Source organism: Achromobacter spanius (assembly GCF_002812705.1).
Taxonomy (GTDB): Bacteria; Pseudomonadota; Gammaproteobacteria; order Burkholderiales; family Burkholderiaceae_B; genus Achromobacter; species Achromobacter spanius.
The window spans coordinates 375,974-398,321 of sequence record NZ_CP025030.1; the positions used below are offsets into that span (position 1 = coordinate 375,974).

Annotated in this window: 22 protein-coding genes; 13 read left to right on the forward strand and 9 right to left on the reverse strand. The window is 66.3% G+C overall.

Annotation, left to right across the window (positions count from 1 at the left end; all coding sequences use genetic code 11):
• The first annotated feature begins 107 nt into the window (after positions 1-107).
• The 4 genes from hda to CVS48_RS01840 are packed head-to-tail and all read left to right on the forward strand — an operon-like array spanning position 108 to position 3,380.
• Positions 108-809 (forward strand): DnaA regulatory inactivator Hda, encoded by a 702-nt coding sequence (gene hda / locus CVS48_RS01825; protein ID WP_100853005.1) that lies wholly within the window; start codon positions 108-110, stop codon positions 807-809.
• Positions 806-1,504 (forward strand): HAD family hydrolase, encoded by a 699-nt coding sequence (locus CVS48_RS01830; protein WP_100853006.1) that lies wholly within the window; start codon positions 806-808, stop codon positions 1,502-1,504. The genes hda and CVS48_RS01830 overlap by 4 nt, the downstream gene beginning before the upstream one ends.
• A complete protein-coding gene (pcnB, locus tag CVS48_RS01835; protein ID WP_100853007.1) occupies positions 1,505-2,887 on the forward strand; it encodes a polynucleotide adenylyltransferase PcnB in 1,383 nt (460 codons plus the stop codon).
• Between the two features lie 4 nt (positions 2,888-2,891).
• Positions 2,892-3,380, forward strand: a complete 489-nt coding sequence (locus CVS48_RS01840) for a 2-amino-4-hydroxy-6-hydroxymethyldihydropteridine diphosphokinase (protein WP_100853008.1) — start codon at positions 2,892-2,894, stop codon at positions 3,378-3,380.
• 209 nt (positions 3,381-3,589) lie between these two features.
• Here the strand turns inward: CVS48_RS01840 and CVS48_RS01845 are convergent, their stop codons facing one another.
• The 4 genes from CVS48_RS01845 to CVS48_RS01860 are packed head-to-tail and all read right to left on the reverse strand — an operon-like array spanning position 3,590 to position 7,333.
• Positions 3,590-4,486, reverse strand: a complete 897-nt coding sequence (locus CVS48_RS01845; RefSeq protein WP_100853009.1) for a sugar kinase — start codon at positions 4,484-4,486, stop codon at positions 3,590-3,592.
• Positions 4,483-5,316 (reverse strand): HpcH/HpaI aldolase/citrate lyase family protein, encoded by an 834-nt coding sequence (locus CVS48_RS01850; protein WP_100853010.1) that lies wholly within the window; start codon positions 5,314-5,316, stop codon positions 4,483-4,485. The genes CVS48_RS01845 and CVS48_RS01850 overlap by 4 nt, the downstream gene beginning before the upstream one ends.
• Positions 5,313-6,506 (reverse strand): CaiB/BaiF CoA transferase family protein, encoded by a 1,194-nt coding sequence (locus CVS48_RS01855; protein ID WP_100853011.1) that lies wholly within the window; start codon positions 6,504-6,506, stop codon positions 5,313-5,315. Before CVS48_RS01855 ends, CVS48_RS01850 begins: the two co-directional genes overlap by 4 nt.
• On the reverse strand, positions 6,503-7,333 hold the full coding sequence (locus CVS48_RS01860; protein WP_100853012.1) for an HTD2 family dehydratase: 831 nt from the start codon (positions 7,331-7,333) through the stop codon (positions 6,503-6,505). The genes CVS48_RS01855 and CVS48_RS01860 overlap by 4 nt, the downstream gene beginning before the upstream one ends.
• A gap of 164 nt (positions 7,334-7,497) precedes the next feature.
• Between CVS48_RS01860 and CVS48_RS01865 the strand changes: the two genes are divergently transcribed.
• Positions 7,498-8,391 (forward strand): LysR family transcriptional regulator, encoded by an 894-nt coding sequence (locus tag CVS48_RS01865; RefSeq protein WP_100853013.1) that lies wholly within the window; start codon positions 7,498-7,500, stop codon positions 8,389-8,391.
• 39 nt (positions 8,392-8,430) lie between these two features.
• On the opposite strand, the gene paaG is transcribed toward CVS48_RS01865, so the two are convergent.
• Genes paaG through CVS48_RS01880 form a run of 3 tightly spaced genes read right to left on the reverse strand, consistent with a single transcriptional unit; the run spans position 8,431 to position 11,596 of the window.
• Positions 8,431-9,249, reverse strand: coding sequence for a 2-(1,2-epoxy-1,2-dihydrophenyl)acetyl-CoA isomerase PaaG (gene paaG, locus CVS48_RS01870; RefSeq protein WP_100853014.1), 819 nt, complete (start codon positions 9,247-9,249; stop codon positions 8,431-8,433).
• Complete coding sequence (locus CVS48_RS01875; protein ID WP_100853015.1) at positions 9,246-10,376, reverse strand: acyl-CoA dehydrogenase family protein; 1,131 nt, start codon at positions 10,374-10,376, stop codon at positions 9,246-9,248. Before CVS48_RS01875 ends, paaG begins: the two co-directional genes overlap by 4 nt.
• A gap of 29 nt (positions 10,377-10,405) precedes the next feature.
• On the reverse strand, positions 10,406-11,596 hold the full coding sequence (locus CVS48_RS01880; protein ID WP_100853016.1) for an acyl-CoA dehydrogenase family protein: 1,191 nt from the start codon (positions 11,594-11,596) through the stop codon (positions 10,406-10,408).
• A 224-nt stretch (positions 11,597-11,820) separates the two neighbouring features.
• On the opposite strand from CVS48_RS01880, the gene CVS48_RS01885 reads away from it, so the two are divergent.
• The 5 genes from CVS48_RS01885 to CVS48_RS01905 are packed head-to-tail and all read left to right on the forward strand — an operon-like array spanning position 11,821 to position 16,959.
• Positions 11,821-12,225, forward strand: coding sequence for a Zn-ribbon domain-containing OB-fold protein (locus tag CVS48_RS01885; RefSeq protein ID WP_050447482.1), 405 nt, complete (start codon positions 11,821-11,823; stop codon positions 12,223-12,225).
• Positions 12,222-13,394, forward strand: a complete 1,173-nt coding sequence (locus CVS48_RS01890) for a thiolase (RefSeq protein ID WP_100853017.1) — start codon at positions 12,222-12,224, stop codon at positions 13,392-13,394. Before CVS48_RS01885 ends, CVS48_RS01890 begins: the two co-directional genes overlap by 4 nt.
• Before the next feature lie 35 nt (positions 13,395-13,429).
• Positions 13,430-14,950 carry a class I adenylate-forming enzyme family protein gene (locus CVS48_RS01895; protein ID WP_100853018.1) on the forward strand — a complete coding sequence of 507 codons (1,521 nt, stop codon included), beginning with the start codon at positions 13,430-13,432 and terminating at the stop codon, positions 14,948-14,950.
• A gap of 58 nt (positions 14,951-15,008) precedes the next feature.
• Positions 15,009-15,983: a Bug family tripartite tricarboxylate transporter substrate binding protein gene (locus CVS48_RS01900; protein WP_100853019.1), complete on the forward strand. Its 975-nt coding sequence runs from the start codon at positions 15,009-15,011 to the stop codon at positions 15,981-15,983.
• 19 nt (positions 15,984-16,002) lie between these two features.
• Positions 16,003-16,959: an NAD(P)H-dependent flavin oxidoreductase gene (locus CVS48_RS01905; RefSeq protein WP_100853020.1), complete on the forward strand. Its 957-nt coding sequence runs from the start codon at positions 16,003-16,005 to the stop codon at positions 16,957-16,959.
• A 67-nt stretch (positions 16,960-17,026) separates the two neighbouring features.
• Here CVS48_RS01905 and CVS48_RS01910 read toward each other — a convergent pair whose 3' ends face one another.
• Positions 17,027-18,022 (reverse strand): Bug family tripartite tricarboxylate transporter substrate binding protein, encoded by a 996-nt coding sequence (locus tag CVS48_RS01910; RefSeq protein ID WP_100853021.1) that lies wholly within the window; start codon positions 18,020-18,022, stop codon positions 17,027-17,029.
• Positions 18,023-18,278: 256 nt separating this feature from the next.
• Entirely contained in the window at positions 18,279-19,178 is a 900-nt protein-coding gene (locus CVS48_RS01915) for a LysR family transcriptional regulator (protein WP_100853022.1), read from the reverse strand.
• A 151-nt stretch (positions 19,179-19,329) separates the two neighbouring features.
• Here CVS48_RS01915 and CVS48_RS01920 point away from each other — a divergent pair, with 151 nt between their 5' ends.
• From CVS48_RS01920 to CVS48_RS01930, 3 genes are read left to right on the forward strand one after another with little or no spacing between them, the layout of a single operon-like run.
• Positions 19,330-20,244, forward strand: a complete 915-nt coding sequence (locus CVS48_RS01920; RefSeq protein WP_100853023.1) for an SDR family NAD(P)-dependent oxidoreductase — start codon at positions 19,330-19,332, stop codon at positions 20,242-20,244.
• 7 nt (positions 20,245-20,251) lie between these two features.
• Positions 20,252-21,112: a MaoC/PaaZ C-terminal domain-containing protein gene (locus CVS48_RS01925; RefSeq protein ID WP_100853024.1), complete on the forward strand. Its 861-nt coding sequence runs from the start codon at positions 20,252-20,254 to the stop codon at positions 21,110-21,112.
• Positions 21,109-22,341 carry a CaiB/BaiF CoA transferase family protein gene (locus CVS48_RS01930; RefSeq protein ID WP_100853025.1) on the forward strand — a complete coding sequence of 411 codons (1,233 nt, stop codon included), beginning with the start codon at positions 21,109-21,111 and terminating at the stop codon, positions 22,339-22,341. Before CVS48_RS01925 ends, CVS48_RS01930 begins: the two co-directional genes overlap by 4 nt.
• The last annotated feature ends 7 nt before the right edge of the window (positions 22,342-22,348 follow it).

Consider the following 22,348-nt stretch of genomic DNA (forward strand, 5'->3'; position numbering starts at 1 on the left):
GGCTTTTCCGGCAACATCGGCCTGCCCATCGCGCCGCAGCGAGCCCCGCGTATTCAATACCGCGCAGGGCCTTGGAAGTACCGAACAAGCCTGATTGATAACCTCTCATGAACCGCCAGCTGTTGCTTGACGTTCTTCCCGCGCCAGCGCCATCGCTGAACAACTATATCGCCGGCCCCAACGGGGAAGCGCTGGCAGCCGTGCGCGCGCTCGATCCGGGCCGCGCGCTGTACATCTGGGGCGCCGCGGGCTGCGGCCGCACCCACCTGCTGCGTGCGCTGACCGCGCGCCCGGACGCCGTCTTCGTCGACCCCGCCAAGGGCGAAACCATGCTGCGCCGCCTGGCCGAAGCCGATTCCAAATCGCCCATGCCGAAGTTCGTGGCGGTTGACGACGTGCACCGCATGGACGACAGCCGCCAGGCCGCCCTGTTTGCGCTGTACAACCGCTGGCGTGAATCCGCCGCCACGGGCCGCGCCTTTGCGCTGGCGCTGGCGGGCGACCGCGCCCCGCTGTCGATGCCGCTGCGCGAAGACCTGCGCACGCGCCTGGGCTGGGACCTGGTGTTCCGCCTGGACCCGCTGTCCGACGCCGACAAGCTGGCCGCCCTGTCCGCGCAAGCCGCCGAACGCGGCATGCATCTGGCGCCTGAAATCATCAACTGGATGCTGATCCACCACGAGCGCGACATCCGCAAGCTGGCCGCATTGATCGACGCGCTTGACCGCTATTCCCTGGCCACCGGCCGTCCCATCACCCTGCCATTGCTGCGCGCCATGCTCGCAGATCCTGATTCGCAACGCACATGACATCCCGACGTCTCGCCCTGTTCGACCTGGACCACACCCTGTTGCCGCTGGATAGCGACTATCAATGGGCCGACTATCTGGCCCGTACGGGCCGAGCGGGCGATCCCGACGAAGCCCGCCGTCAGAACGACGACCTGATGGACCGCTACAACCGCGGCGAACTCACCGCCGAACAGGCCGCCGAGTTCATGCTGGGCCTGTTGGCGGCGCACTCGCCGTTCGACCTGGCCGACTGGCATGAGGAATTCATGCGTGAAGTGATCCGCCCGTCCATCACCGCCGACGCGCGCGCGCTGGTTCAATCGCACCTGGACGCCGGCGACCTGTGCGCCATCGTCACGGCCACCAACAGCTTCGTCACCGCCCCCATCGCGCGCGCCTTCGGCGTGCCGCACCTGGTGGCCACCGACGCCGAATACCTGCGCGGCCGCTACACCGGCCGCATCCTGGGCACGCCCAGCTTCAAGGAAGGCAAGGTGGTGCGCGTGAACGATTGGCTGGCCAATATGGGATTTGGGCTTGCGGATTTCCCCGAATCGTTTTTCTATAGCGATTCGGTCAATGATGTACCCCTGCTCGAAAAGGTGACCCGTCCGATCGCCGCCAACCCCAGCCCAACCCTGCGCACCATCGCGCAAGACCGTGGCTGGCAAGTGATCGACTTGTTCGACCACATGGAAGACTCGAAGTCATAAATGATCACTGAAACCATAAAAAAATTCGTCGGCCGCTTGTTCGCGCCGGCACCTCGGGGGCCGTTGCGCATTGGGCGCGACAAGCACGGCATTGACCGCCGCAACGTTTCTCGCCACGCCATCAAGGTCTGCGAAGTCCTGCGCCAGCACGGCTATGAAGGCTATATCGTGGGCGGCGCGGTGCGCGACCTGATCGTGGGGCTTGAGCCCAAGGATTTCGACGTGGCCACCAACGCCACGCCCGAACAGATCCGCCCGCTGTTTCGCCGCGCCCGCATCATTGGCCGCCGCTTCCAGTTGGTGCACGTGGTCTTCGGCCAGGAAATCATCGAAACGTCCACCTTCCGCGCCCCGGCGTCCGAAGAGCAGGAAACCGACGAGCACGGCCGCATCCTGCGCGACAACGTATTCGGCTCGCAGGAAGAAGACGCCAAGCGCCGCGACTTCACCATGAACGCGCTGTACTACGACCCGCACAACGAGGAAGTCATTGACTACCACAATGGCGTGGCCGACCTGAAAAAGCGCCAGGTCCGCATCATTGGCGATCCGGTCAAGCGTTACCGCGAAGACCCGGTGCGAATGCTGCGCGCCGTGCGTTTCGCCGCCAAGCTCAACGGCACGATCGACCCGGCCACGCGCCAGCCGATCAGCACCATGGCCGAGCTCATCGAAAACGTGCCGGCCTCGCGCCTGTTCGACGAGATGCTCAAGCTGTTGACTTGCGGCCACGCCATGGACTGCCTGCGGCAGTTACGCGCCGACGGCCTGCACAACGGCCTGCTGCCCTTGCTGGACGTGGTGCTGGAACAGCCCGGTGGCGAGCACTTCGTGGAACTGGCGCTGGAACGCACCGACGCGCGTGTGCGCGCCGGCAAGACGATCAGCCCCAGCTTCCTGTTTGCCGCGCTGCTGTGGCAGCAGGTGGAGGTGCGCTGGAAGCAGTTGCGCGCCCAAGGCGAGCACACCATTCCGGCGCTGTCGCAAGCGGCGGATTCGGTGCTGGACGAGCAAACCGAAAAGCTGGCCATTCAGCGCCGCTTTTCGTCGGACATGCGCGAAATCTGGTTCATGCAGCCGCGTTTTGAACGCCGCATGGGCAAGACCATTTTCCGCATGATCGAACAACCGCGCTTTCGCGCCGCCTGCGATTTCCTGCAGTTGCGCGCCGCCGCCGGCGAGTTCGACAGCGTGTTGGCGCAGTGGTGGATGGACTTGGCCAATGCCGACGACGCCACCCGCGCCGACATGATCGAAGAAGTCTCGCGGCTGCCGCGCGAAGCCGGCGACGGCGGCCCCAGCGGCCCTGCCTCGTCGACGTCCACGCGCAAGCGTCGGCGCCCGCGCCGTTCGCCGTCGCGCGGCCCGGCCACCCCCGAGTAAGCGCGTGTCGCCCCGCTTGGTCCGCGCCTATATCGGCCTGGGCGCCAATCTGGGCGACAGCGCCGCCACCTTGCGCGGCGTGCTGGCCGAGCTGCAAGCCTCGGACGGCATCAAGGCGGTGACGGCATCGCCGTTCTACCGCAGCGCCCCGGTCGAGGCCACCGGCCCCGATTTCGTGAATGCCGTGGCGGCGCTGAACACGAGTCTTTCTCCCCTGGCGTTGCTGGACACGCTACAGGGGTTGGAGAATCTGCATGGGCGGCAGCGCCCGTACAGGAACGCGCCTCGCACGTTGGATCTGGACGTGTTGACGTACGGCGATCTGGCGGTGAATCAGGAACGGCTGACCTTGCCGCATCCACGGATGCATCAGCGCGCGTTCGTGCTGCTGCCGCTGCGGGATCTGGCGCCGGACATGGTGGTGCTTGGCCGGCCGATTTCGGCTTGGGTTGATGAGATTCGGGATCAGGCGATTGAGCGGATGCCCGCCTGATGGGTTACGCGCGCTGAACGCTGGTTCTCGCGCAACGGCCAACCCGCGCTTCACCCATCCTACGAAGGACAGGGCGCCAACATGCACCGTAGGATGGGTGAAGCGCGGGAACCAGGTCAAAAATGCCCAAGCCCCCATCGCGCGCAACCCATCTGCCGAGCCCCATCGCGCAACCCATCCCACCGCCCCGCCCTACGCCCCCCAAACAATCACCCTTTCGCCGCAAACCCCATCATCGCGCGCTCCACATCCTCAACCCGCGGCAACCCGGCCTCATTCCCCAGATACTGGATCTTGTGCGCCGACGCCGCGCGCGCGAAGGTGAAATGTTCCAGCCAGGGCAATTCAGGCCGGTTCAAATACGACCACACATAAGCCCCATGGAACACGTCGCCCGCCCCTGACGTATCCACAATGCGATCGCCCGGCACGTTCAGCGACGGCAGGGTATCCACCCGCCCCGTCTCGTCGTACCAGAGCATGCCGCGCTCGCCCATCGTGACGGCGCCGATGCGGCAGCCTCGGGCTTTCAGCAGGTCAAGCAAGCCTTCCGGGCTCAAGCCCAATTGTTCGCACATGCGCTCCGCGCAGACCGCCACGTCGATAAACCGCAGCAGCTCGTCGGTGTTCTCGCGCATGCCGCCGCCGTCCAGCGACGTCAGCACGCCCGCCTGCCGGCACGCGCGCGCGTAATGCAGCGCGGCGTCGGGCTGGTGCCCGTCCAGATGCAGCGCGCGATAGCCGCTGATATCCAGCTTCGGAAACTCATTCAGGTATTCAACGTCGCGCGCCCGCACGATGGCGCGCTTGCCGTGGTTGGGCATGATGAACGACAGCGACGAACGGCGTACATGCCGCGCATGCAGCGTGATGCCGTGCGCGGCGGCCATGTCGGTGTACATGTGGCCCAGCCAGTCGGGCGCCAGCGAACAGATCAGATCGGGCGGCGTGCCCAGCCGACCGCAGGCGAATGCCGCCGTGACGGCGTTGCCGCCGAAGGACACCGCGTAGTCCCGCGCCACGCTTTTTTCATCACCGGTTGGCCATTGATCCGCCAGCACGGTGACGTCGATATAGGTATGCCCGATAAAGAGCGCGTCGCTCATGTGGGCGCCTGCTCGCCCGCTTGCGCGAGCACCAGGCGCGCGCGTGCAATGACGGGGGCATCGACCATCTTGCCGTCCAGCATGAAGGTGCCTGCCGACGTATCGCGATGCGCGGCGATGACCCGGCGCGCCCAGTCGAGTTCTTCGCGCGCCGGCACGAAGGCGGCGTGAATGACCGGCACTTGCGCCGGGTGGATGCACAGCATGCCGCCGAATCCCATCTGCTGCGCGCGGCCAGCCGCCTGATTCAGGCCGGCCGTGTCCTGCACGCCGGGAAACACACCGTCCAACGCGGGCGCAAGGCCCGCCGAACGGGTATGCAGCAATACCTGCACACGCGCGTGGTCCAGCACCGTCTCGGCGCCGGGCGTATCGGGCGTCAGGCCCATGTCCAGCGCGTAGTCCAGGCTGCCGAACGCCAGGCGCGCCACACCGGGTGTGGCCGCGACTTCGCCGGCGTTCAACATCCCGCGCGCGGTTTCGATCAGGGGAATGACCGGCAGCCCGGCCTGCGCCACATGCCGCACCTGCGCCAGCGTTTCGGCCTTGGGCAGCAGGATGCCGGCAATGTTGGGCCGGCCGCGACACGCTTTCAGGTCATCGTCATGCCACGACGTGGAGGCATCGTTGATGCGCACCCACAGGCGGACGTCGCGATGCGTCCCCAGGAAGTCGCAGAGCGCCTCGCGGGCGGACGCCTTGGCCAGATGCTCGACTGCATCTTCCAGGTCAACGATAACGGTGTCAGCCCCCGCGGCCAGCGCTTTGGGGATGCGCTCGGCGCGGGACGCCGGCACGAACAGGGCGCTACGAACGACGGAATGCGTCACACGACCTCCGATGCATGGAATTGCGCCACCTGATCCGGCGCGTATCCCAACGATGCTAGCACCGCATCCGTGTTTTGGCCCACGGCGGGCACCGCCGCCATGCGCGGCGCGAAAGCGTTGCTGCTGGCGGGCGGCAGCAAGGCGGGCAGCATGCCGGCCGGGCTGTCGACCTGGCTCCAGCGCGCGCGCGCCTGCAATTGCGGGTGCGCCCACACGCCCGCCATGTCGTTGACGCGGGCGTTGGCGATCTGCGCGTCTTCCAGCCGCTGCGTGACCTGTTCGATCGACAGGTCCGCGAACGCCGCCACGATCAGCTCGCGCAGCGCGTCGCGGTTGGCGGTGCGCTGCGAATTCGAGATAAAGCGCGCGTCTTCGGCCAGCGTGGCCTGGCGCAGCACCTGGGCGCAGAACACCCGCCATTCGCGTTCGTTCTGCAGGCCCAGCATGATGGTCGAGCCGTCGCCCACCGGGAACGGGCCATAGGGGTAGATGGACGCATGCGCCGCGCCCGCGCGCACGGGCGGCTTGGCGCCTTCGAAGGCGTAGTACATGGGAAATCCCATCCACTCGACCATGCTCTCCAGCATCGACACGTCCAGGCGGCTGCCCAGCCCGGTTTTCTGGCGCAGCAGCAAGGCATTCAGGATGGCCGAATACGCATACATGCCGGCCGCGATATCGGCGATGGAACACCCGGCCTTGACCGGGTCGTCCTGCGTGCCAGTGACCGACAGAAAGCCGCTTTCGCTCTGGATCAGCAGGTCATACGCCTTCTTGTACTGGTACGGGCCGCCTTCGCCGTAACCCGAGATGTCGCAGACGATCAGGCGCGGGAAGCGTTCGTGCAAGGTGTCGAACGACAGGCCCAGGCGCGCCGCCGCGCCCGGCGCCAGGTTTTGCACCAGCACGTCGGCCGACTCCAGCAGGCGCTGCATGACGTCGCCGGCCTCTTCGCGTTTCAGGTCCAGCGTCAGGCTTTCCTTGGAACGGTTGGTCCAGACAAAGTGCGACGACAGGCCGCGCACGCGCTCGTCATAGCCACGCGCGAAATCGCCGCTGCCCGGCCGTTCGATCTTGATGACGCGCGCGCCCATGTCCGCCAGTTGGCGGGTACAAAACGGCGCGGCGATGGCGTGTTCCAGGCTGACGACGGTAATGCCGTCCAAGGGGCGGGATGCCGGTGTGCTCATTCGGTAAACCTCAGTTCGGCTTGGTGGGCCAGCGTGCCGTCCTGCTCGGCCCACAACTGGGCGACGCCCGGCTCGGTCAAGCGGCCGGCCACCTGGAAGGGGGTGGGCGAAATCAGCGGACGCAGGCCGCGGTAGCTCAGGTGCGTGGGTCGTGCCTTCGGATGGGCGCGGGTGAATGCCGCGACCATTTCGGTGGCGATCAGCGGGCCGTGCACGACCAGCCCGGGATAGCCTTCGACGTCCGTCACATAGGGGTGGTCGTAATGGATGCGATGGCCGTTGAACGTCACGGCCGAATAGCGGAACAGCAGCACGGACGTGGGGTTGACGGTGTCCTGCCATTGGGCTTCGGGCGCAGGCTCGCTGCCCACAAGCTTGGGCGGCGACGGCTGGCGGTAGACGATGTCCTGCTCTTCCTGGATGACGATTTCACCCGCCTGGTGGTATTCATGGCGCACGGTCACGAACAGCAAGGCGCCGGTGCGGCCCGCTTTCTCTTCAACCTTGATCACCGTGGACACGCGCTCGGCCGGTACGCCCACCTTCAAGGGCTGGCGGAATTCCACCCGGCCGCCCGCCCACATGCGGTTGCGGTCCTGCGCGGGCGGCAGGAAGCCGCCGCGCGAGGGGTGGCCATCTGTCCCCAAGCCATCCATGCCCACCGTGCTGATGAAAAACGCCCACTGCCACAAGGGCGGCAAGGCTTCACCCTGGGCCGGGGCGACGCCGCCCAGGGTGGCGGCGATGCGCGCGGCGTGGCCGGGGTCCATGGCGTCCGGCTTGCGTTCGCCGCTGCCGATCCAGGCTGCCGGATCCGTAGAAGTCATGCCTATATCCTTTGGTGGGTTTATTTATGGGGGTTTACTCAGGCATCAAGCATGCCCGCAAGCCGTCCCCGTTGTGAATTCGTTTTTCCTCAAGGCGGGGTTTGCGGCGCCTGAATCGACAAGCCAGGCCCAGCCCCGACGCGGCGCGCCGTAAACTATGCCGCATGCACTTCGACCTAGCCGACCTACGCCTGTTCATCCACATCGCCGAATCTCCCAGCCTGACCCAGGCTGCGAAACGCGCGCATCTGTCCCTGGCCGCCGTCAGCGTGCGGATCAAGGCACTTGAGAACCAGCTCAATTCCCGCTTGCTGTACCGCGACAGCCGGGGCGTGGAAATCACGCCCGCCGGCCAGAAGCTGCTACAGCACGCCCGCGTCATCATGCGGCAGGTCGACCACCTGAAGCATGACTTCCAGGAACAATCCGATGGCGACGCCGGGCATATCCGCATCTTCGCCAACACCACGGCCGTCACCGAATTCATGCCGGACATCCTGGCGCAGTTCCTGTCGGTGCATCCGGGCGTTACGGTCGACCTGCAAGAACGCCTGACGCGCGACATCGTGCGCGGCGTGCTGGACGGCACCACCGACCTGGGCATCGTGGCCGGCCCGGTGGACGCCCCCGAGTTGCAAGCCATCCACTTCAGCACCGACCGGCTGGTGCTGGTGGTGCCCAACGGCCATCCGCTGCAAGACCAGGACAAGGTCAAGCTGGTGGACGCGGTGCGCTATCCGTTCATCACCATGCACGAAGGCTCCACGCTGGTGGCCTTTTTGCGCGACCAGTTGGAGCGCGGCGGCCAACGCTTGCCGCAGCGCATCCAGTTGTATAGCTTCGATTCCATCTGCCGCATGGTGCAGGCCGGCGTGGGCATCGGCGTGATTCCCGATTCCGCCGCCCGCCGCTATGGCGCCGACACCAAGTTGCGCGTGGTAGAGCTTGATGAACCCTGGGTGGTGCGCGAACGCAAGCTGCTGGTGCGCGACATCGACGCCCTGCCCGGCTGCGCGCGCGACCTGATCGAACAGATCCAGACACCGCGCAAGCCTTAGGCGCGCGAAGCGCCGGGCAGCCGCAGTCAAGCTCGGCCCTCAGGTTCCGGTAAACGCAGGCGGCCGCTTTTCCGCGAAGGCGCGCATGCCTTCCAGGTAGTCGTCGGTGTAGCCCAGCTCTCGTTGCAACTGGCATTCCAGGTCGAACTGCTGTGCCAGCGTATTGCCGCTGGACGCATGCAGCGCGGCCTTGGTGGCTGCATACGCGCGCGTGGGCCCCGTGGCCAAGGTGGCCGTGATGTCCGACAAGGTGGATGCCAGTGCGTCGTCCGGCACCACGCGCCAGATCAGCCCCCACGCTTCCGCCTGGGTCGCGCTGACCGACTCGCCGAACAAAGCCGCGCCCATGGCCCGGGCCGAGCCCACCAGGCGTGGCAAGAACCACGTGCCGCCCGCATCGGGCAACAAGCCGATCTTGCTGAAGGCCTGCACGAAACGCGCCGATTGCACGGCGAACACCACGTCGCACGCCAATACCAGGCTGGCCCCGGCGCCCGCCGCCACGCCGTTCATCACGCACACCACCGGCACCGGCAGCGCGCGCAAGCGTGTGATCAAGGGCCGATAGCACTTCTCAAGCATCTGGCTGAGGTCGCGCCGCGCGCCGTCTTCGGCGGGCTTGCGCTCGCTTAAGTCCTGCCCCGCGCAAAAGCCCCGGCCGGCGCCGGTGATGACCAGGCCGCGCAAGCCCGCGTGCGCCTCCATGACATCCAGCGCGCGCGCCAGTTCGGCGTGCATGACCTCGGTGAAACTATTGAGCCGGTCTGGCCGGTTCAGCGTAATGACGCCCACGCCGTCCGACAGCGTGAACTGAATCTGCGTGAAATGTTCGCCCGTGGCGTTGTGCGTTGCGCTCATGCCTGCTCCTCAAGAATCGCCAATTCCTCCAGCATCGCCAGTTGTTCGGCCGTGTCGCCCAGCAACTGATCCACCATGGTCAAGCGCTTGAAGTAGTCGCCCACGTCCAGCTCGTCGGTCATGCCCATGCCGCCGTGCAATTGCACCGCCATCTGCGCCACCTGGCGTCCGGCGCGCGCGGCCTCCAGCTTGGCCGACGCAATCATGCGGCGGCGCTGCACAGCATCGGGTTCGGTCAGGGCGGCCACGGCCACATAGGCCATCGACAAGGCCAGTTCCTTGGCCACCAGCATCTCGGCCAGGCGGTGCTGCAAGGCCTGGAACGACGCCAGCGGCTGGCCGAACTGCTTACGAGTTTTCAGATAGTCGACCGTGATTTCAAGCAGGCGGTCGATGGCGCCGGCCGCGTGCGCGCACAGCGCCGCCGTGCCCCACTGCAAGGCCTGGGCCAAGGCCTCGTCGGCCTGCGGGCCTTCCGCCAGCAAGGCGTCGGCGGGCAGGCCCACCGCGTTGAAATCCAGCCGGGCGCAGCGGGCGCCGTCCAGCGTGGGCGTGTCGGTGACCCGCACGCCCGACGCATCAGCAGGCACCGCCAGCAGCACCGTCTGGCCATCCGCCCCTAACGCGCTCACCAGCCATGCGCTTGCCGCCGCGCCATGCCACACCAGGTGCTTGGCGCCGTCCAGCCGCCAGCCCTGGGCGGACTTGGCGGCGCGGCAATCTTGCGGCCGGGTGTCGTAGCGACGGCCAGGTTCATGATAGGCCACACTGACAATCGTTTCGCCCGAGGCAATGGCCGGCAACCAGCGGCCGCGCGCGGCGTCACCGCAAGCATCCAGCAGCGCCGCGCCCATGACCGCGCTGGGAATGACCGGCTCGGACACCAGCCCACGGCCCAGCTCCACGTGCACGGGCAGCAGGCTGGCGGGCACTTCGCCGAAGCCGCCGAAGTCTTGCGAGATATTCAGGCCCAGTACGCCCAGTTCGGCCAGTGCGCCCCAGGCGTGGGCGTCCAGCGTGCCCCTGGCCTGGCGCGCGCGGCGTTGGGAATACGTCCATGCCTGGTCCACCAGGCGGCGCAGGCTGTCGGCCAGCATGCGCTGTTCTTCGGTATAGAGGAAATCCATGCGTGTCTTCCTGTCGGGTTGCGCGGGGCCTACAGGCCCAGCACCAGGCGGGCGATGATGCCCTTCTGCACTTCGGTCGTGCCGCCGTAGATGGAGGTCTTGCGCATATCGGCATAGCCCGCGCCGGCGGCGGCGGCCATCTCGGGGCCGGGTCCGTGGGTATCGTGATCGGCCAGCAGCCAGTCGGGGTCGTAAGGCCAGGCGTCCGGCCCCGCCACTTCCATTTGCAGCATCGCCAGGTCCTGCTGGATTTCAGACCCGCGTATCTTCAGCACCGAAGCCTCGGGGCCCGGCGTGCCGTCGTTGCTGGAGGCCACGCGCAGAAGCAGCATTTCCAGCGCCATGATGTCGACTTCAATACGCGAAATGCGGTCACGGAAACGGCTGTCGGCCAAGAGCGGCTTGCCGCGCGATTGCGCTTGGGCTGCCATCTGTTTCAGGATGCCCAGTTCGCGATGGCAATGGCCCAGGCCGGCGATGCCGGTGCGCTCGTGGCCCAGCAGGTATTTGGCGTAGGTCCAGCCCTGGTTCTCCTCGCCCACCAGATTGGCGACCGGCACGCGCACGTTTTCCAGCCAGACTTCGTTCACGTCGTGGCCGCCGTCCAGTGTGCGGATGGGACGCACCGTCACACCCGGCGCGCGCATGTCCAGCAGCAGCATCGAAATGCCGCGCTGCGCGCGGGCGTCGGGGTCGGTGCGGGCCAGGCAGAACATCCAGTCGGCGTACTGCGCCAAGGTGGTCCAGGTCTTTTGGCCATTGACGACGTAGTCATCGCCATCGCGCACGGCGCGCGTTTTCAGCGACGCAAGGTCGGAACCCGAACCTGGTTCGGAATAGCCCTGGCACCACCAGTCCTGCACGCGCGGAATGCGCGGCAACAGGCGCGCCTGTTGTTCCGCGCTGCCGTACTTCATCAGCACCGGGCCGATCATCGACAAGCCGAACGGCAGCAGGCGCGGCGCGCCGGCCTTGAAGCATTCCACTTCGAAGATCAGGCGCTGCAAGGCGTTCCATCCCGTGCCGCCATGCTCGACGGGCCAGTTGGGCGCGCCCCAGCCGTGGTCCGCCAGGATGTTGTGCCATCGCACGTAATCGTCGCGCTCCAGGCGCTGATGGCGCAACACCTTGTCTCGGATGTCGGCGGGCAACTGGGTGGCGGCGAACGCGCGCACCTCGTCGCGGAATTGGCGCTCTTGCGGCGTCCAGGTCAGGTTCATGGTCTACCTCCTTTGCCCGGTATCTAGCCATGGCGCGCGCGGCCGGACAATCTGCCTCTTCCGAAGACCGGCTTCGCGCTGGATGTAGGGCGGCGCAGACGGCGCCCGGCGCAGACGGCGCCCACTATCGCTTCGCAAAAGGCCTGCTTCAGCAATGAAGAATGGCAGAACCTTGGCGCAGTACCGACACTAGCAGCCGTCATCCACTGGAATCCCATCGCACCATGACTGTTTCCGATCCCAAGGAAAGCGTGTCGCAGGGCGTCGAGGCGCAGTACCGCCAGGCGCTCGATCAGGGCCGTTTTCTTATTCAGCACTGTGGCGGCTGCGACCGCGCCGTGTTCTATCCGCGCATGGTCTGCCCGCACTGCGGCGCCGACAAACTGGCTTTTGCACCGGCCGACGGACGCGGCACGGTTTATTCCACCACCGTCGTGCGCCGCAAGCCCGAGGCCGGCGGTGATTACAACGTGGCGCTGATCGACCTGCAAGAAGGCGTGCGGCTGATGAGCCGCGTGGAAGGCGTGGCGCCCGCCGACGTGCGTATCGGCATGGCCGTGCGCGCCCGTGTCATTCAACAAGACGGCCACGGCCTTGTGGTCTTTGACCCCACCCAGGAGGCGGCATGACGCTTAACGATTTGCGCGGTGCCGTCGCCGTGGCCGGCGTGGGCCATGCGGGCCTGGGACAGGCCAACGGCTTTACCGAAATGGAAATCCTGGTGCAGGCGGCGCAACGCGCCGTGGCCGACGCCGGCCTGACGCTGCGCGACATCGATGGCATCTGCACCGCCAGCGTCGCCGCGCCGATGTGGGCCATGCCGGTGATCGAACACCTGGGCATCCGCCCCACCTTCATCGACAGCACCATGCTGGGCGGTTCCAGCTTCGTGGCGCACCTGTTGCCGGCCATGCACGCGTTGGCCTCGGGCCAGTGCAACGCCGTGCTGGTCTGCTATGGCAGCACGCAGCGCACGTCTACGTTGAGCCGCGCCGAAGTGGGCCGCGTGCGCAAGCAGTTCGACCCGCAGCCTTATGAAACGCCCTACGACCCGCTAAGCCCGCTGTCGTCCTACGCGCTGGCCGCCGCCCGCCACATGCACCAGTACGGCACGCGCCGCGAGCATCTGGCGCAAGTGGCGCTGGCAGCCAACCAATGGGCGCAGTTGAACCCCGAAGCGCAACTGCGTGAGCCCACCACGCTGGACCAGATTTTGTCGGCGCGCATGGTGTCCGACCCCTTGAGCGTGCGAGATTGCTGCCTGGTCACCGACGGCGCGGGCGCCTTTGTGCTGGTGCGCGCCGACCGCGCCCGCGACCTGCCGCGCCCGCCCGTGTACGTGCTGGGCAACGCCACCGCGGTATGGAACCGGCAGATCTCGTCCATGCACGACCTCACCGTCACCGCCGCCGCGCAATCGGGCAAGCAGGCCTTCGAGATGGCGGGCGTGTCGCCGCGCGACATCGACGTGGTCGAGCTCTACGACGCCTTCACCATCAACACCTTGCTGTTCCTGGAAGACCTGGGCTTTTGCGCCAAGGGCGAAGCCAAGGACTTCATCGCGGACGGCGCCATTGCGCCGGGCGGCAGGCTGCCCGTCAACACCAACGGCGGCGGGCTGTGCTGCGTGCACCCCGGCATGTATGGCGTCTTCATCATGATTGAAGCCGTGCGCCAATTGCGCGGGGAATGCGGCGCGCGCCAGGTCGCGGACGCGCAACTGGCGCTGGTCCACGGCAACGGCGGCACGCTGTCCAGCCAATCAACCGCCATCCTGGGCACCCAGGCCACGCTCTGAACGCACCTTGCACTTTGACCCACACGGCGCTATCGATGTCTCACGCAGAACCCCTCACCCGCATCCATGAACTGCTGGCACGGCAAGCGCGCCAGCAACCCGACGCTGTTGTGCTTTACGAAGAAGGCGGCGGCGCCCTGACCTACGCGCAACTGTGGCAGCGCGTGCAGGCCGTGGCCGAATGGCTGCGTGATCAAGGCGTGCAGCCGGGCCACCGGGTGCTGATGGTGGGGGAAAACTGCACGGCGATGATCGCGGCGCTGTTCGGATGCGGTGTGGCGGGTGCATGGCCGGTGGGCGTGAACGCGCGGCTGTCGGCACGCGAAGTCGACAACATCCGCCAACACGCCCAACCTGAACTGCTGCTCTACACCACGGGTGTGTCTGGCGCGGCGGCCGACCACGCCGCCGCTGCCGGCGCGGTGGATGCGGACCCCGCCGTCTGGGGGCCGGGCGTGCAGGCCGCGCGCACCGCCACCCCCACCCTTGCGGAAAGCGGTGCGCTGGCCTCGGAAGTGGCGACCGTCATTTACACGTCCGGCACCACCGGCGCGCCCAAGGGCGTGCTGGTACCGCATCGGGGCCTGCTGCATTTCGCGCGGGTGTCGGCCGCGTCGCGACGCTTGACGCCGCACGACATTGGCTATGCGGCGCTGCCCATGTCGCACATTTTCGGCATTGCCACCGTGCTGATGGCGACCCTGCACGCGGGCGCCAGCCTGGTGCTGCGCAGCCGCTTCGACGCCGAAGACGCCTTCAAGGCCCTGGCGCATCCAGGCGTCAGCATCTTGCAGGGCGTGCCCACCATGTTCAGCCGCATGATGGCCGTGGCTCCGCCCCGCGCCGACCTGCGCGCCCCCGCCCTGCGTTACCTGTACACCGGCGGCGCGGCGCTGGACCCCACGCTGAAGCGCGACGCCGAACGCTACTTCGGCGTGGCCATGCATCACGGCTACGGCATCACCGAATACGCGGGTTCGATGTTCATCACCCGCATCGACGAACCGCGCGACGACTGCTCGGCGGGCTATGCGGTGGACGGCGTGGAGCTACGCCTGGGCAGCCCCGACGCCGACGCCCCCAAGCCCGGCGAACGCGGCGACATCCTGATCCGTGGCCCCGGCGTCATGCTGGGCTACTACCGCAGCCCTGAACAAACGCAGCAAGCGCTCTTGCCCGGCGGCTGGCTCAACACCGGCGACATCGGCTACGTGGACGACAGCGGCGCGCTGTTCATCGCTGGCCGCTCCAAGGACCTGATCATCCGCTCGGGCTTCAACGTCTACCCCATCGAAGTCGAGTCGGTCATCAACGCGTTCCCGGGCGTGCGCCTGTCCGCCGTAGTGGGCCGCAACACCGCCGACCAGAACGAAGAGGTCATCGCCTTTGTCGAGCCCCTGCCCGGCGCCAAGGTCGACACCGAACTCTTGATGCTGCACCTGCGCGCGCAACTGGCGCCGTACAAGCGGCCCGCTCGAATCATTCCCATCGACACCATTCCCACGACCGTCAGCGGAAAAATCCTGAAGCAACCGCTGAAAGAAAGGCTGGCGTAGGCGCGGACTCGCTGTTTCCGCTCCACGACCGGCCTCTTAACCACAAGGAGACAACAGCGTGAAACTCAAGACCCTCTTTGCCGTGGCCGCCGCCACGGCAGCCTTCGCCATGGCGTCCTCGGCCAGTGCCCAGGCGTATCCCGACCGCCCCATCCGCCTGCTGGTGGGCTACGCCCCTGGTGGCCCCGTCGACACCACGGCCCGCGTCTTCGCCAAGTATCTGGGCGACAAGCTGGGCCAGACGGTTGTCGTGGAAAACCGCGCGGGCGCCAGCGGCATGATCGCGTCGGACGCCACCGCCAAGGCCTCGCCCGACGGCTACCTGCTGGGCTTTGCCGCCAGCCCCACCCTGACCATGTCGCCCCTGGTCCAGCGCAGCAAGCTGTTCGATCCGCGCAGCGACTTCTCGCTGATCGGGCTGGTGGTTGATTACGCCAACGTGCTGCTGATCGGCCCGCAGATTCCCGCCAAGAACGTCGGCGACCTGGTCAACTACGCGCGCTCGCATCCCGATGCGGTGTCGTTCGGATCGGCCGGCATCGGCGCCTCGAACCACTTGTCGGCCGAGCTGCTGAAAAAACAGGCCGATGCGCCCATGCTGCACGTGCCCTACCGGGGCAACTCGCCCGCCATGATGGACGTGGTCAGCGGCAAGGTGACGTTCATGTTCGACATCACCAGCACCGCCATTCCCTTCATCAAGAGCGGCAAGGCGCGCGCGCTGGCCGTCACGTCCAAGACCCGCAACCCGGAACTGCCGGATGTGCCCACCATGATCGAAGCCGGCATGAAGGACTACGAAGTCGTGGGCTGGTACGCGCTGGTCGGCCCGAAGAAATTGCCTGACGCCGTCTCGGCCCGCCTGACCCGCGCGCTGCAAGACGTGTCGCAAGACCCCGCGTTCCGCAAAGCCATGACCGAAGGCGGCTACGCCATCAACACGGGTGATTCCAAAGCCCTGCAAGCCCGTATCGACCGCGAGTACGCCTTGTGGTCGGACGTCATCCAAAGCGCCAACATCCAGGCCAACTGACCTCTACCGGAGCCCACTGATGCATCCTCCGCTTGCGCTACGCGCCCAGACCCGCCTGCCGATCATCGGCGCCCCCATGTTTCTGGTCTCTGGGCCCGAGCTGGTCGTGGCGCAATGCGCGGCGGGGATCATCGGCACCTTTCCATCCCTGAACGCCCGTCCGCAGGAACAGTTGCAAGACTGGCTCACCCGCATCGAAGACGGCCTGGCCGCCCGCCGACGCGCCCACCCCACGGCCAAGGTGGCGCCCTACGGCGTGAACCTGATCATCCACCCCAGCAACCCGCGCTGGCAGGGCGACCTGGCCATCTGCGCCGAACGGCGCGTGCCGCTCATCATCACGTCACTGCATGCCCCCGAAGCCGTGGTGCAAGCCGTGCATCCCTACGGCGGGCTGGTCTATCACGACGTCACCAACGTACGGCACGCCAAGCGCGCACTGGAGGCGGGGGTCGACGGCCTGATCCTCGTAGCGGCGGGCGCGGGCGGCCACGCGGGCCAGATCAACCCCATTGCGCTCATCAACGAAATCCGCGCTTTCTACGATGGCCCCTTGGCGCTATCGGGCTGCATCAGCCATGGCAAGGATGTGCTTGCCGCCGAGGTCCTGGGCTGCGACTTCGCCTACATGGGCACGCGCTTCATCGCCACGCAGGAATCATTGGCGGGCGACTCCTATCGCGAGATGGTGTTGCAAGCCCAGGCGGCTGACGTGACTTACACCCCGTACTTCTCCGGCGTGCCCGCGAACTACTTGTCGGCCAGCATTCTGGCGGCGGGATTGGACCCCGTGGCCTTGTCCCGCAATGGCGAAGCGCCCCCGGCCAACATGGACAAGAACTCGCGGCCCAAGGCCTGGAAGGACATCTGGAGCGCCGGACAAGGCGTGGGCGCGGCGCAGGAGATTCTGTCGATCGCGACGCTGGTGGATCAGTTGGAAGCGGAATATCGCGGTGCGCGGGCGGCGTTGCGCTGACCCGGTAGAGACACAACAAAAAAGGCGGCGTGCTCGCTTTCCGCTTGCACGCCGCCTCTTGCTTGCGTTATTCCAGCTTGATATTCGCCGTCTTGATCAAGTCGCGCCATTTCACGATTTCGTTGCGCACGAATTCGCCGAATTGCTCGGGCGTGCCGGGCTTGGGCTCGGCGCCTGCCGCGATCATGCCCTTGGCCGTGGCCGGGTCCGACAGCACCTTCACCATGTCGGCGTTCATGCGCTTGACGATATCGGGCGGCGTGCCCTTGGGCGCCATCACACCGCTCCACGAATAGGCCTCGTAGCCGGGCAGGCCCGACTCGGCGATGGTGGGCACGTTGGGCAGCATGCTGGACCGCGTGGGGTTGCCCACGCCCAGCGCGCGCACCTTGCCGCCGCTTAAGTGCGGCACTGCGGACGGGCCATCCGCGAACATCACCTGCACCTGTCCACCCAGCAAGTCCTGCATGGCGGGCGCGCTGCCGCGATAGGGCACGTGCTGGATGCGCGTGCCGGCCATGGCGTTGAACAGCTCTCCGGCCAGGTGCGTGCCGCCGCCCGTGCCCGATGAGCCGAACGACAGCTTGCCGGGGTGTTGCTTGGCATAGGCGATCAGTTCGCTCACCGTGTTCACCGGCATCGACGCATTCACCACCAGCACGATGGGAAACACCGCCGCCATGCCCACCGGCACGAAGTCGGTGGTGATGTCGTAGGTGAGGTTGTTGCGCAGGCTGGGCAACACCGCGTGGTGGATGGAAGCGAAGAAAAAGTTGTAGCCGTCCGGCGCCGCCTTGGCCGCGAACTGCGCGCCGACGATGCCACCCGCGCCCGACTTGTTGTCCACCACGGTGGGCACGGACCACATCTGGCCCAAGGGCTGCGTGGTGAAGCGGGCGGTCGTGTCCACCGGGCCACCGGCGGGGAACGGCACGATGAACGTCACGGCATGGCCGGGCCAGGTGGCGGCGCGGGCAACGGAAGAAAATAAGGTGGGCAGTACGGCCGACGCGCACGTGGCGCCCAGCCCCGCGAGCACGCGGCGGCGTTGAGGATCAATCACTGCAGTCTCCAGGTCTTGGTGTTATGCACGGTCAAGCTTGGTACTGCCGCCCGCCGTTTTTATGCGCGCTTGCTGATTGCGCTTTTTTTATTATTTGCCCAGCGCCCGGATTCACCGCTACACATTTTCAAAAGCCCCTCTTTCGCACGAATTGAATGTTCGGTAAGCGGACAGGATTTTCCCTAGGGCCTGGCGCGGATACGACATCCGGCGCAGGCCAAAGGGACGACAGGCAACGCGTACTGAACCCGTGCGCCTACTGTCCGCGCGCGGCGCGTTGCACGTGTTCGATGAAGCATTCGGCGAAGCTGGGCAGGTCTCGGCCGCGCTGTCGGCACAGCAACCGGTCGCGCAGCGCCCAGGGGTCTTCCAGCTTCAATACGTGCAGCGCATCGGGCCGGCTGTAGCGCGCGGCGCAGGCGCGTGGCACCACGGCAATGCCGGCTCCTGCTTCCACCATGCGGCACACCGCTTCAAAGCTGCCCACATGCACGCGCTGGCAGATGCGCTTGCCCAGGCCGCTGGCAATGTCTTCCAGAAAGGTCTGGATGGCGCTGTCAGGGTGGATGCCCACGAACTGATAGGCGTCGACCAGGTCCACGAAATGCGCGGACTTGGAGGCGGCCAGCGGGTGGTCCAACGACGTCACCACGGTGAGCTCGTCGCGAAACAAGGGCGTGACATCCAAGCCTTCTACATCGATATTGCCGGCCACCAAGCCCAGGTCGCCCGCGCCCGCGCGGATGGCAATGACAATGTCGCCAGAAATTTTTTCTTCCAGCTCGACATCCACGTCAGGGTTTTCCGCCAGGAAGGTGGACAGCGCATCGGCCAGGAAGGAATTGGTGGCCGTGGTGTTGGCCAGCAAGCGCAAGCGCCCTTTCAGGCCGCTGGCATAGGGCTGAAGATCGGCGTTCAGGCATTCCAGCTGGCGAAAGACCGCATTGGCGTGCTTCAGCAGCACTTCGCCCGCCGGCGTCAGCGCCACGCCCGTGGCCAGCCGCACCAACAGGCGCGCCTTGAAGGCTTCTTCCATGTGCTTGACGCGGGCGCTTGCCGCCGGCAAGGACAGGAACGTGCGTTCCGCCGCCCGGGTCAGGTTAAGGGTTTCGCCCACGTTCAAAAACAAACGCAGGTCGGTCAGATCATGTCTCATGTTCCACCACGCAGAAGGGGGGCATTTCTAATTTTGAATTCTTCGAATGCCGTCCCGAATCTACCATGGGGCATTCCCATGAACCAGACCGGTTGATGCGGAACTGTTTTCCAACGACGGCGCGTGCGCCGCAGCAAAGGAGTCAGAGTCAATGAGCGGCATCGTTTCCGGAAAGGTAGTGGTCGTCACCGGCGCGGGCGGCGGCATCGGGCGCAGCATTGCGCTGGCGATGGCCGAAGCGGGCGCCAAGGTGGTGGTGAACGACATCGGCGTGTCGCTCACGGGCGAAGGCGGCGCGGAAGGGCCGGCGCAGGAAGTCGTGCGCGAGATCGTGGCGGCCGGCGGACAGGCCGTGGCCAACACCGACAGCGTGGCGGCCTACGACAGCGCCAGCCGCGTCGTGCAGACGGCGATCGACGCCTTCGGACGCATCGACGCGGTCATCAACAACGCGGGCAATCTGCGCGACCGCGTTTTCCACAAGATGAGCGAAGAGGAATGGCGCCAGGTGATCGACGTGCACCTGAACGGTTCGTTCTTCATGAGCCGCGCGGCGGCGCCGTACTTCCGCGAGCAGGAATCCGGCGCGTTCGTGCACATGACGTCCACCTCGGGTCTGATCGGCAACTTCGGCCAGGCCAACTACGCCGCCGCGAAGCTGGGCATCGTGGCGCTGTCCAAATCCATCGCGCTGGACATGGCGCGCTACAACGTGCGCTCGAACTGCATTGCGCCCTTCGCCTGGAGCCGCATGACGAGTTCCATCCCGGCGGAAACCGATGAAGAGAAGGCGCGTGTCGAAAAGTTGAAGAAGATGGAAGCGGGCAAGGTCGCGCCGATGGCCGTGTTCCTGGCCAGCGATGCGGCCAGCGAAGTCACCGCGCAGATCTTCGCGGTGCGCGCCAACGAGATCATGCTGATCAGCCAGCCGCGTCCGCTGCGCACGGTGCATCACAGCGAAGGCTGGACGCCCGAGCGCATTGCCGACATTGCCGTGCCGGCGATGCGCAAGCACTTCTATGCGTTGGAGCGTTCGCCCGACGTGATCGACTGGGACCCTATCTGAGACCGCCATGCCGCTGGATTACGCCACCGTGAAAGACTGGCGCTTTGACGAGGTCCGTCAGCGCTACGACCAGAAAGACACCATGCTGTACGCGCTGGGCATCGGGCTGGGCCAAGACCCCGAGGACACCCGCCAGTTGCGCTACGTGTACGAAGAGGGCTTGCAGGCGTTTCCCACGATGGGCGTGGTGCTGGCCTACCCCGGCTTCTGGGTGCGCGACCCGCGCACCGGCATCGACTGGGTGAAAGTGGTGCACGGCGAGCAGCGGCTCACGGTGCACGCGCCCTTGCCGGCGTCGGGCATGGTCGTGAGCCGCACCCGCAACACGCATGTGATCGACAAGGGCGCGGACAAGGGCGCCATCGTCATCAACGAGCGCACGCTGCATGGCGAAGACGGCGCCTGCCTGGCCACCTTGCGCCAGAGCACGTTCTGCCGGGGCGACGGCGGCTTCGGCCAGGGCGATGCCAGCCCCGAGCCCCTGCCCGCCACGCCCGATGGTGAGCCGGACCTGCGCTGCGAACTGCGCATCGCGCCCAATGCCGCGCTGTTGTATCGGCTGAACGCCGATCCCAATCCGTTGCATGTGGACCCCGAGGTAGCGCGCCAGGCGGGGTATCCGCGGCCCATTCTGCACGGGCTGTGCTCGTACGGCGTGGCCGCGCACGCCATCGTGAAAAGCTGCTGCGACTACGACGCCTCGCGGCTGACCAGCTTGAACACGCGCTTTTCCGCGCCGGTGTATCCCGGCGAAACGCTGCAATGCGATATCTGGCGACAGGCGAACGGGCAGATCCAGTTCCTGGCGCGCTCGCGTGAACGCAACGTGGTGGTGATGAGCCACGGTACCGCGACGGTGCAACCATGACGCGGCCGCCCGCGCTGGACGGCATCCGAGTATTGGACTTGTCGCGCATCCTGGCCGGCCCCTGGTGCACGCAGAACCTGGCTGATTTGGGCGCCGACGTCATCAAGATTGAACGCCCGGGCGTGGGCGACGACACGCGCGCCTGGGGGCCGCCGTACCTGAAGGATGCGAACGGCCAGGACACGAGTGAATCCGCCTACTACCTGAGCACGAATCGCAACAAGCGTTCGGTGGAAGCCGACATGGCCACGCCCGCGGGCGCGGCGCTGATCCGCGAACTGGCGGCCGTTAGCGACATTCTGGTCGAGAACTTCAAGGTGGGTGGGCTGAAGAAATATGGGCTGGACTACGACAGCCTGAAGGCCATCAACCCGCGCCTGATCTATTGCTCGGTGACGGGCTTTGGGCAGGACGGACCCTTTGCGCAGCGCCCTGGGTATGACTTCATGATCCAGGGCATGGGCGGGCTGATGAGCATTACCGGTGAACGTGATGACCTGCCCGGCGGCGGCCCGCAGAAGGCGGGCGTGGCGGTGACGGATATCGTCACGGGCATGTACGCTACGGTCGCGATTCTGGCGGCGTTGCAGGAACGGCATCGTAGCGGCTTGGGGCAGCATCTGGACATCGCCCTGCTGGATAGCCATGTGGCGTTGCTGGCGAACCAGAATTCCAACTACTTCAATTCCGGCGTGGCGCCCACGCGCGCGGGTAACGCGCATCAGAACGTGGTGCCTTATCAGGTGTTCGCGGCCAGCGACGGCCATCTGATCGTGGCCACGGGCAACGAATCGCAGTATCGGGCGTATTGCCGCGCCATCGGCGTGCCGGAGCTGGGCGACGACCCGCGCTTTGCCACCAACCGCTTGCGCGTCACGAACCGCGAGGAATTGATCGGGATCCTGACGGCGATCATGCAGGAAGGCCGCCGCGACGATTGGATTGCGAAGCTGGAAGCGGTGGGGGTGCCGTGCGGCCCGATCAACAACATTGCACAGGCCTTCGCGCACCCACAAGCCGAAGCCAGACAGTTGCGCCGCGATTTGCCGCATCCCTTGGGCGGCACGGCACCCGTCACGGCCAGCCCGTTAAGATTTTCGGATTCGCCAGTGGTCTACCGCCGCGCCCCGCCGCTGTTGGGCGAGCACACGGAAGAAGTGCTGCGCGAGGTATTGAACAAATCCCCCGCCGCCATCGCCGAATTAAAAAAATCGGCAGATGGAAGGTAGGATGGGT

Coding starts and splice junctions, on each gene's coding strand:
- CVS48_RS01905 (WP_100853020.1), top strand. CDS start 16,003: ATGCATCCTCCGCTTGCGCTACGCGCCCAGACCCGCCTGCCGATCATC.
- CVS48_RS01925 (WP_100853024.1), top strand. CDS start 20,252: ATGCCGCTGGATTACGCCACCGTGAAAGACTGGCGCTTTGACGAGGTC.
- CVS48_RS01885 (WP_050447482.1), top strand. CDS start 11,821: ATGACTGTTTCCGATCCCAAGGAAAGCGTGTCGCAGGGCGTCGAGGCG.
- hda (WP_100853005.1), top strand. CDS start 108: ATGAACCGCCAGCTGTTGCTTGACGTTCTTCCCGCGCCAGCGCCATCG.
- CVS48_RS01915 (WP_100853022.1), bottom strand. CDS start 19,178: ATGAGACATGATCTGACCGACCTGCGTTTGTTTTTGAACGTGGGCGAA.
- CVS48_RS01865 (WP_100853013.1), top strand. CDS start 7,498: ATGCACTTCGACCTAGCCGACCTACGCCTGTTCATCCACATCGCCGAA.
- CVS48_RS01895 (WP_100853018.1), top strand. CDS start 13,430: ATGTCTCACGCAGAACCCCTCACCCGCATCCATGAACTGCTGGCACGG.
- CVS48_RS01860 (WP_100853012.1), bottom strand. CDS start 7,333: ATGACTTCTACGGATCCGGCAGCCTGGATCGGCAGCGGCGAACGCAAG.
- CVS48_RS01875 (WP_100853015.1), bottom strand. CDS start 10,376: ATGGATTTCCTCTATACCGAAGAACAGCGCATGCTGGCCGACAGCCTG.
- CVS48_RS01920 (WP_100853023.1), top strand. CDS start 19,330: ATGAGCGGCATCGTTTCCGGAAAGGTAGTGGTCGTCACCGGCGCGGGC.
- pcnB (WP_100853007.1), top strand. CDS start 1,505: ATGATCACTGAAACCATAAAAAAATTCGTCGGCCGCTTGTTCGCGCCG.
- CVS48_RS01930 (WP_100853025.1), top strand. CDS start 21,109: ATGACGCGGCCGCCCGCGCTGGACGGCATCCGAGTATTGGACTTGTCG.
- CVS48_RS01855 (WP_100853011.1), bottom strand. CDS start 6,506: ATGAGCACACCGGCATCCCGCCCCTTGGACGGCATTACCGTCGTCAGC.
- CVS48_RS01845 (WP_100853009.1), bottom strand. CDS start 4,486: ATGAGCGACGCGCTCTTTATCGGGCATACCTATATCGACGTCACCGTG.
- paaG (WP_100853014.1), bottom strand. CDS start 9,249: ATGAGCGCAACGCACAACGCCACGGGCGAACATTTCACGCAGATTCAG.
- CVS48_RS01890 (WP_100853017.1), top strand. CDS start 12,222: ATGACGCTTAACGATTTGCGCGGTGCCGTCGCCGTGGCCGGCGTGGGC.
- CVS48_RS01880 (WP_100853016.1), bottom strand. CDS start 11,596: ATGAACCTGACCTGGACGCCGCAAGAGCGCCAATTCCGCGACGAGGTG.
- CVS48_RS01830 (WP_100853006.1), top strand. CDS start 806: ATGACATCCCGACGTCTCGCCCTGTTCGACCTGGACCACACCCTGTTG.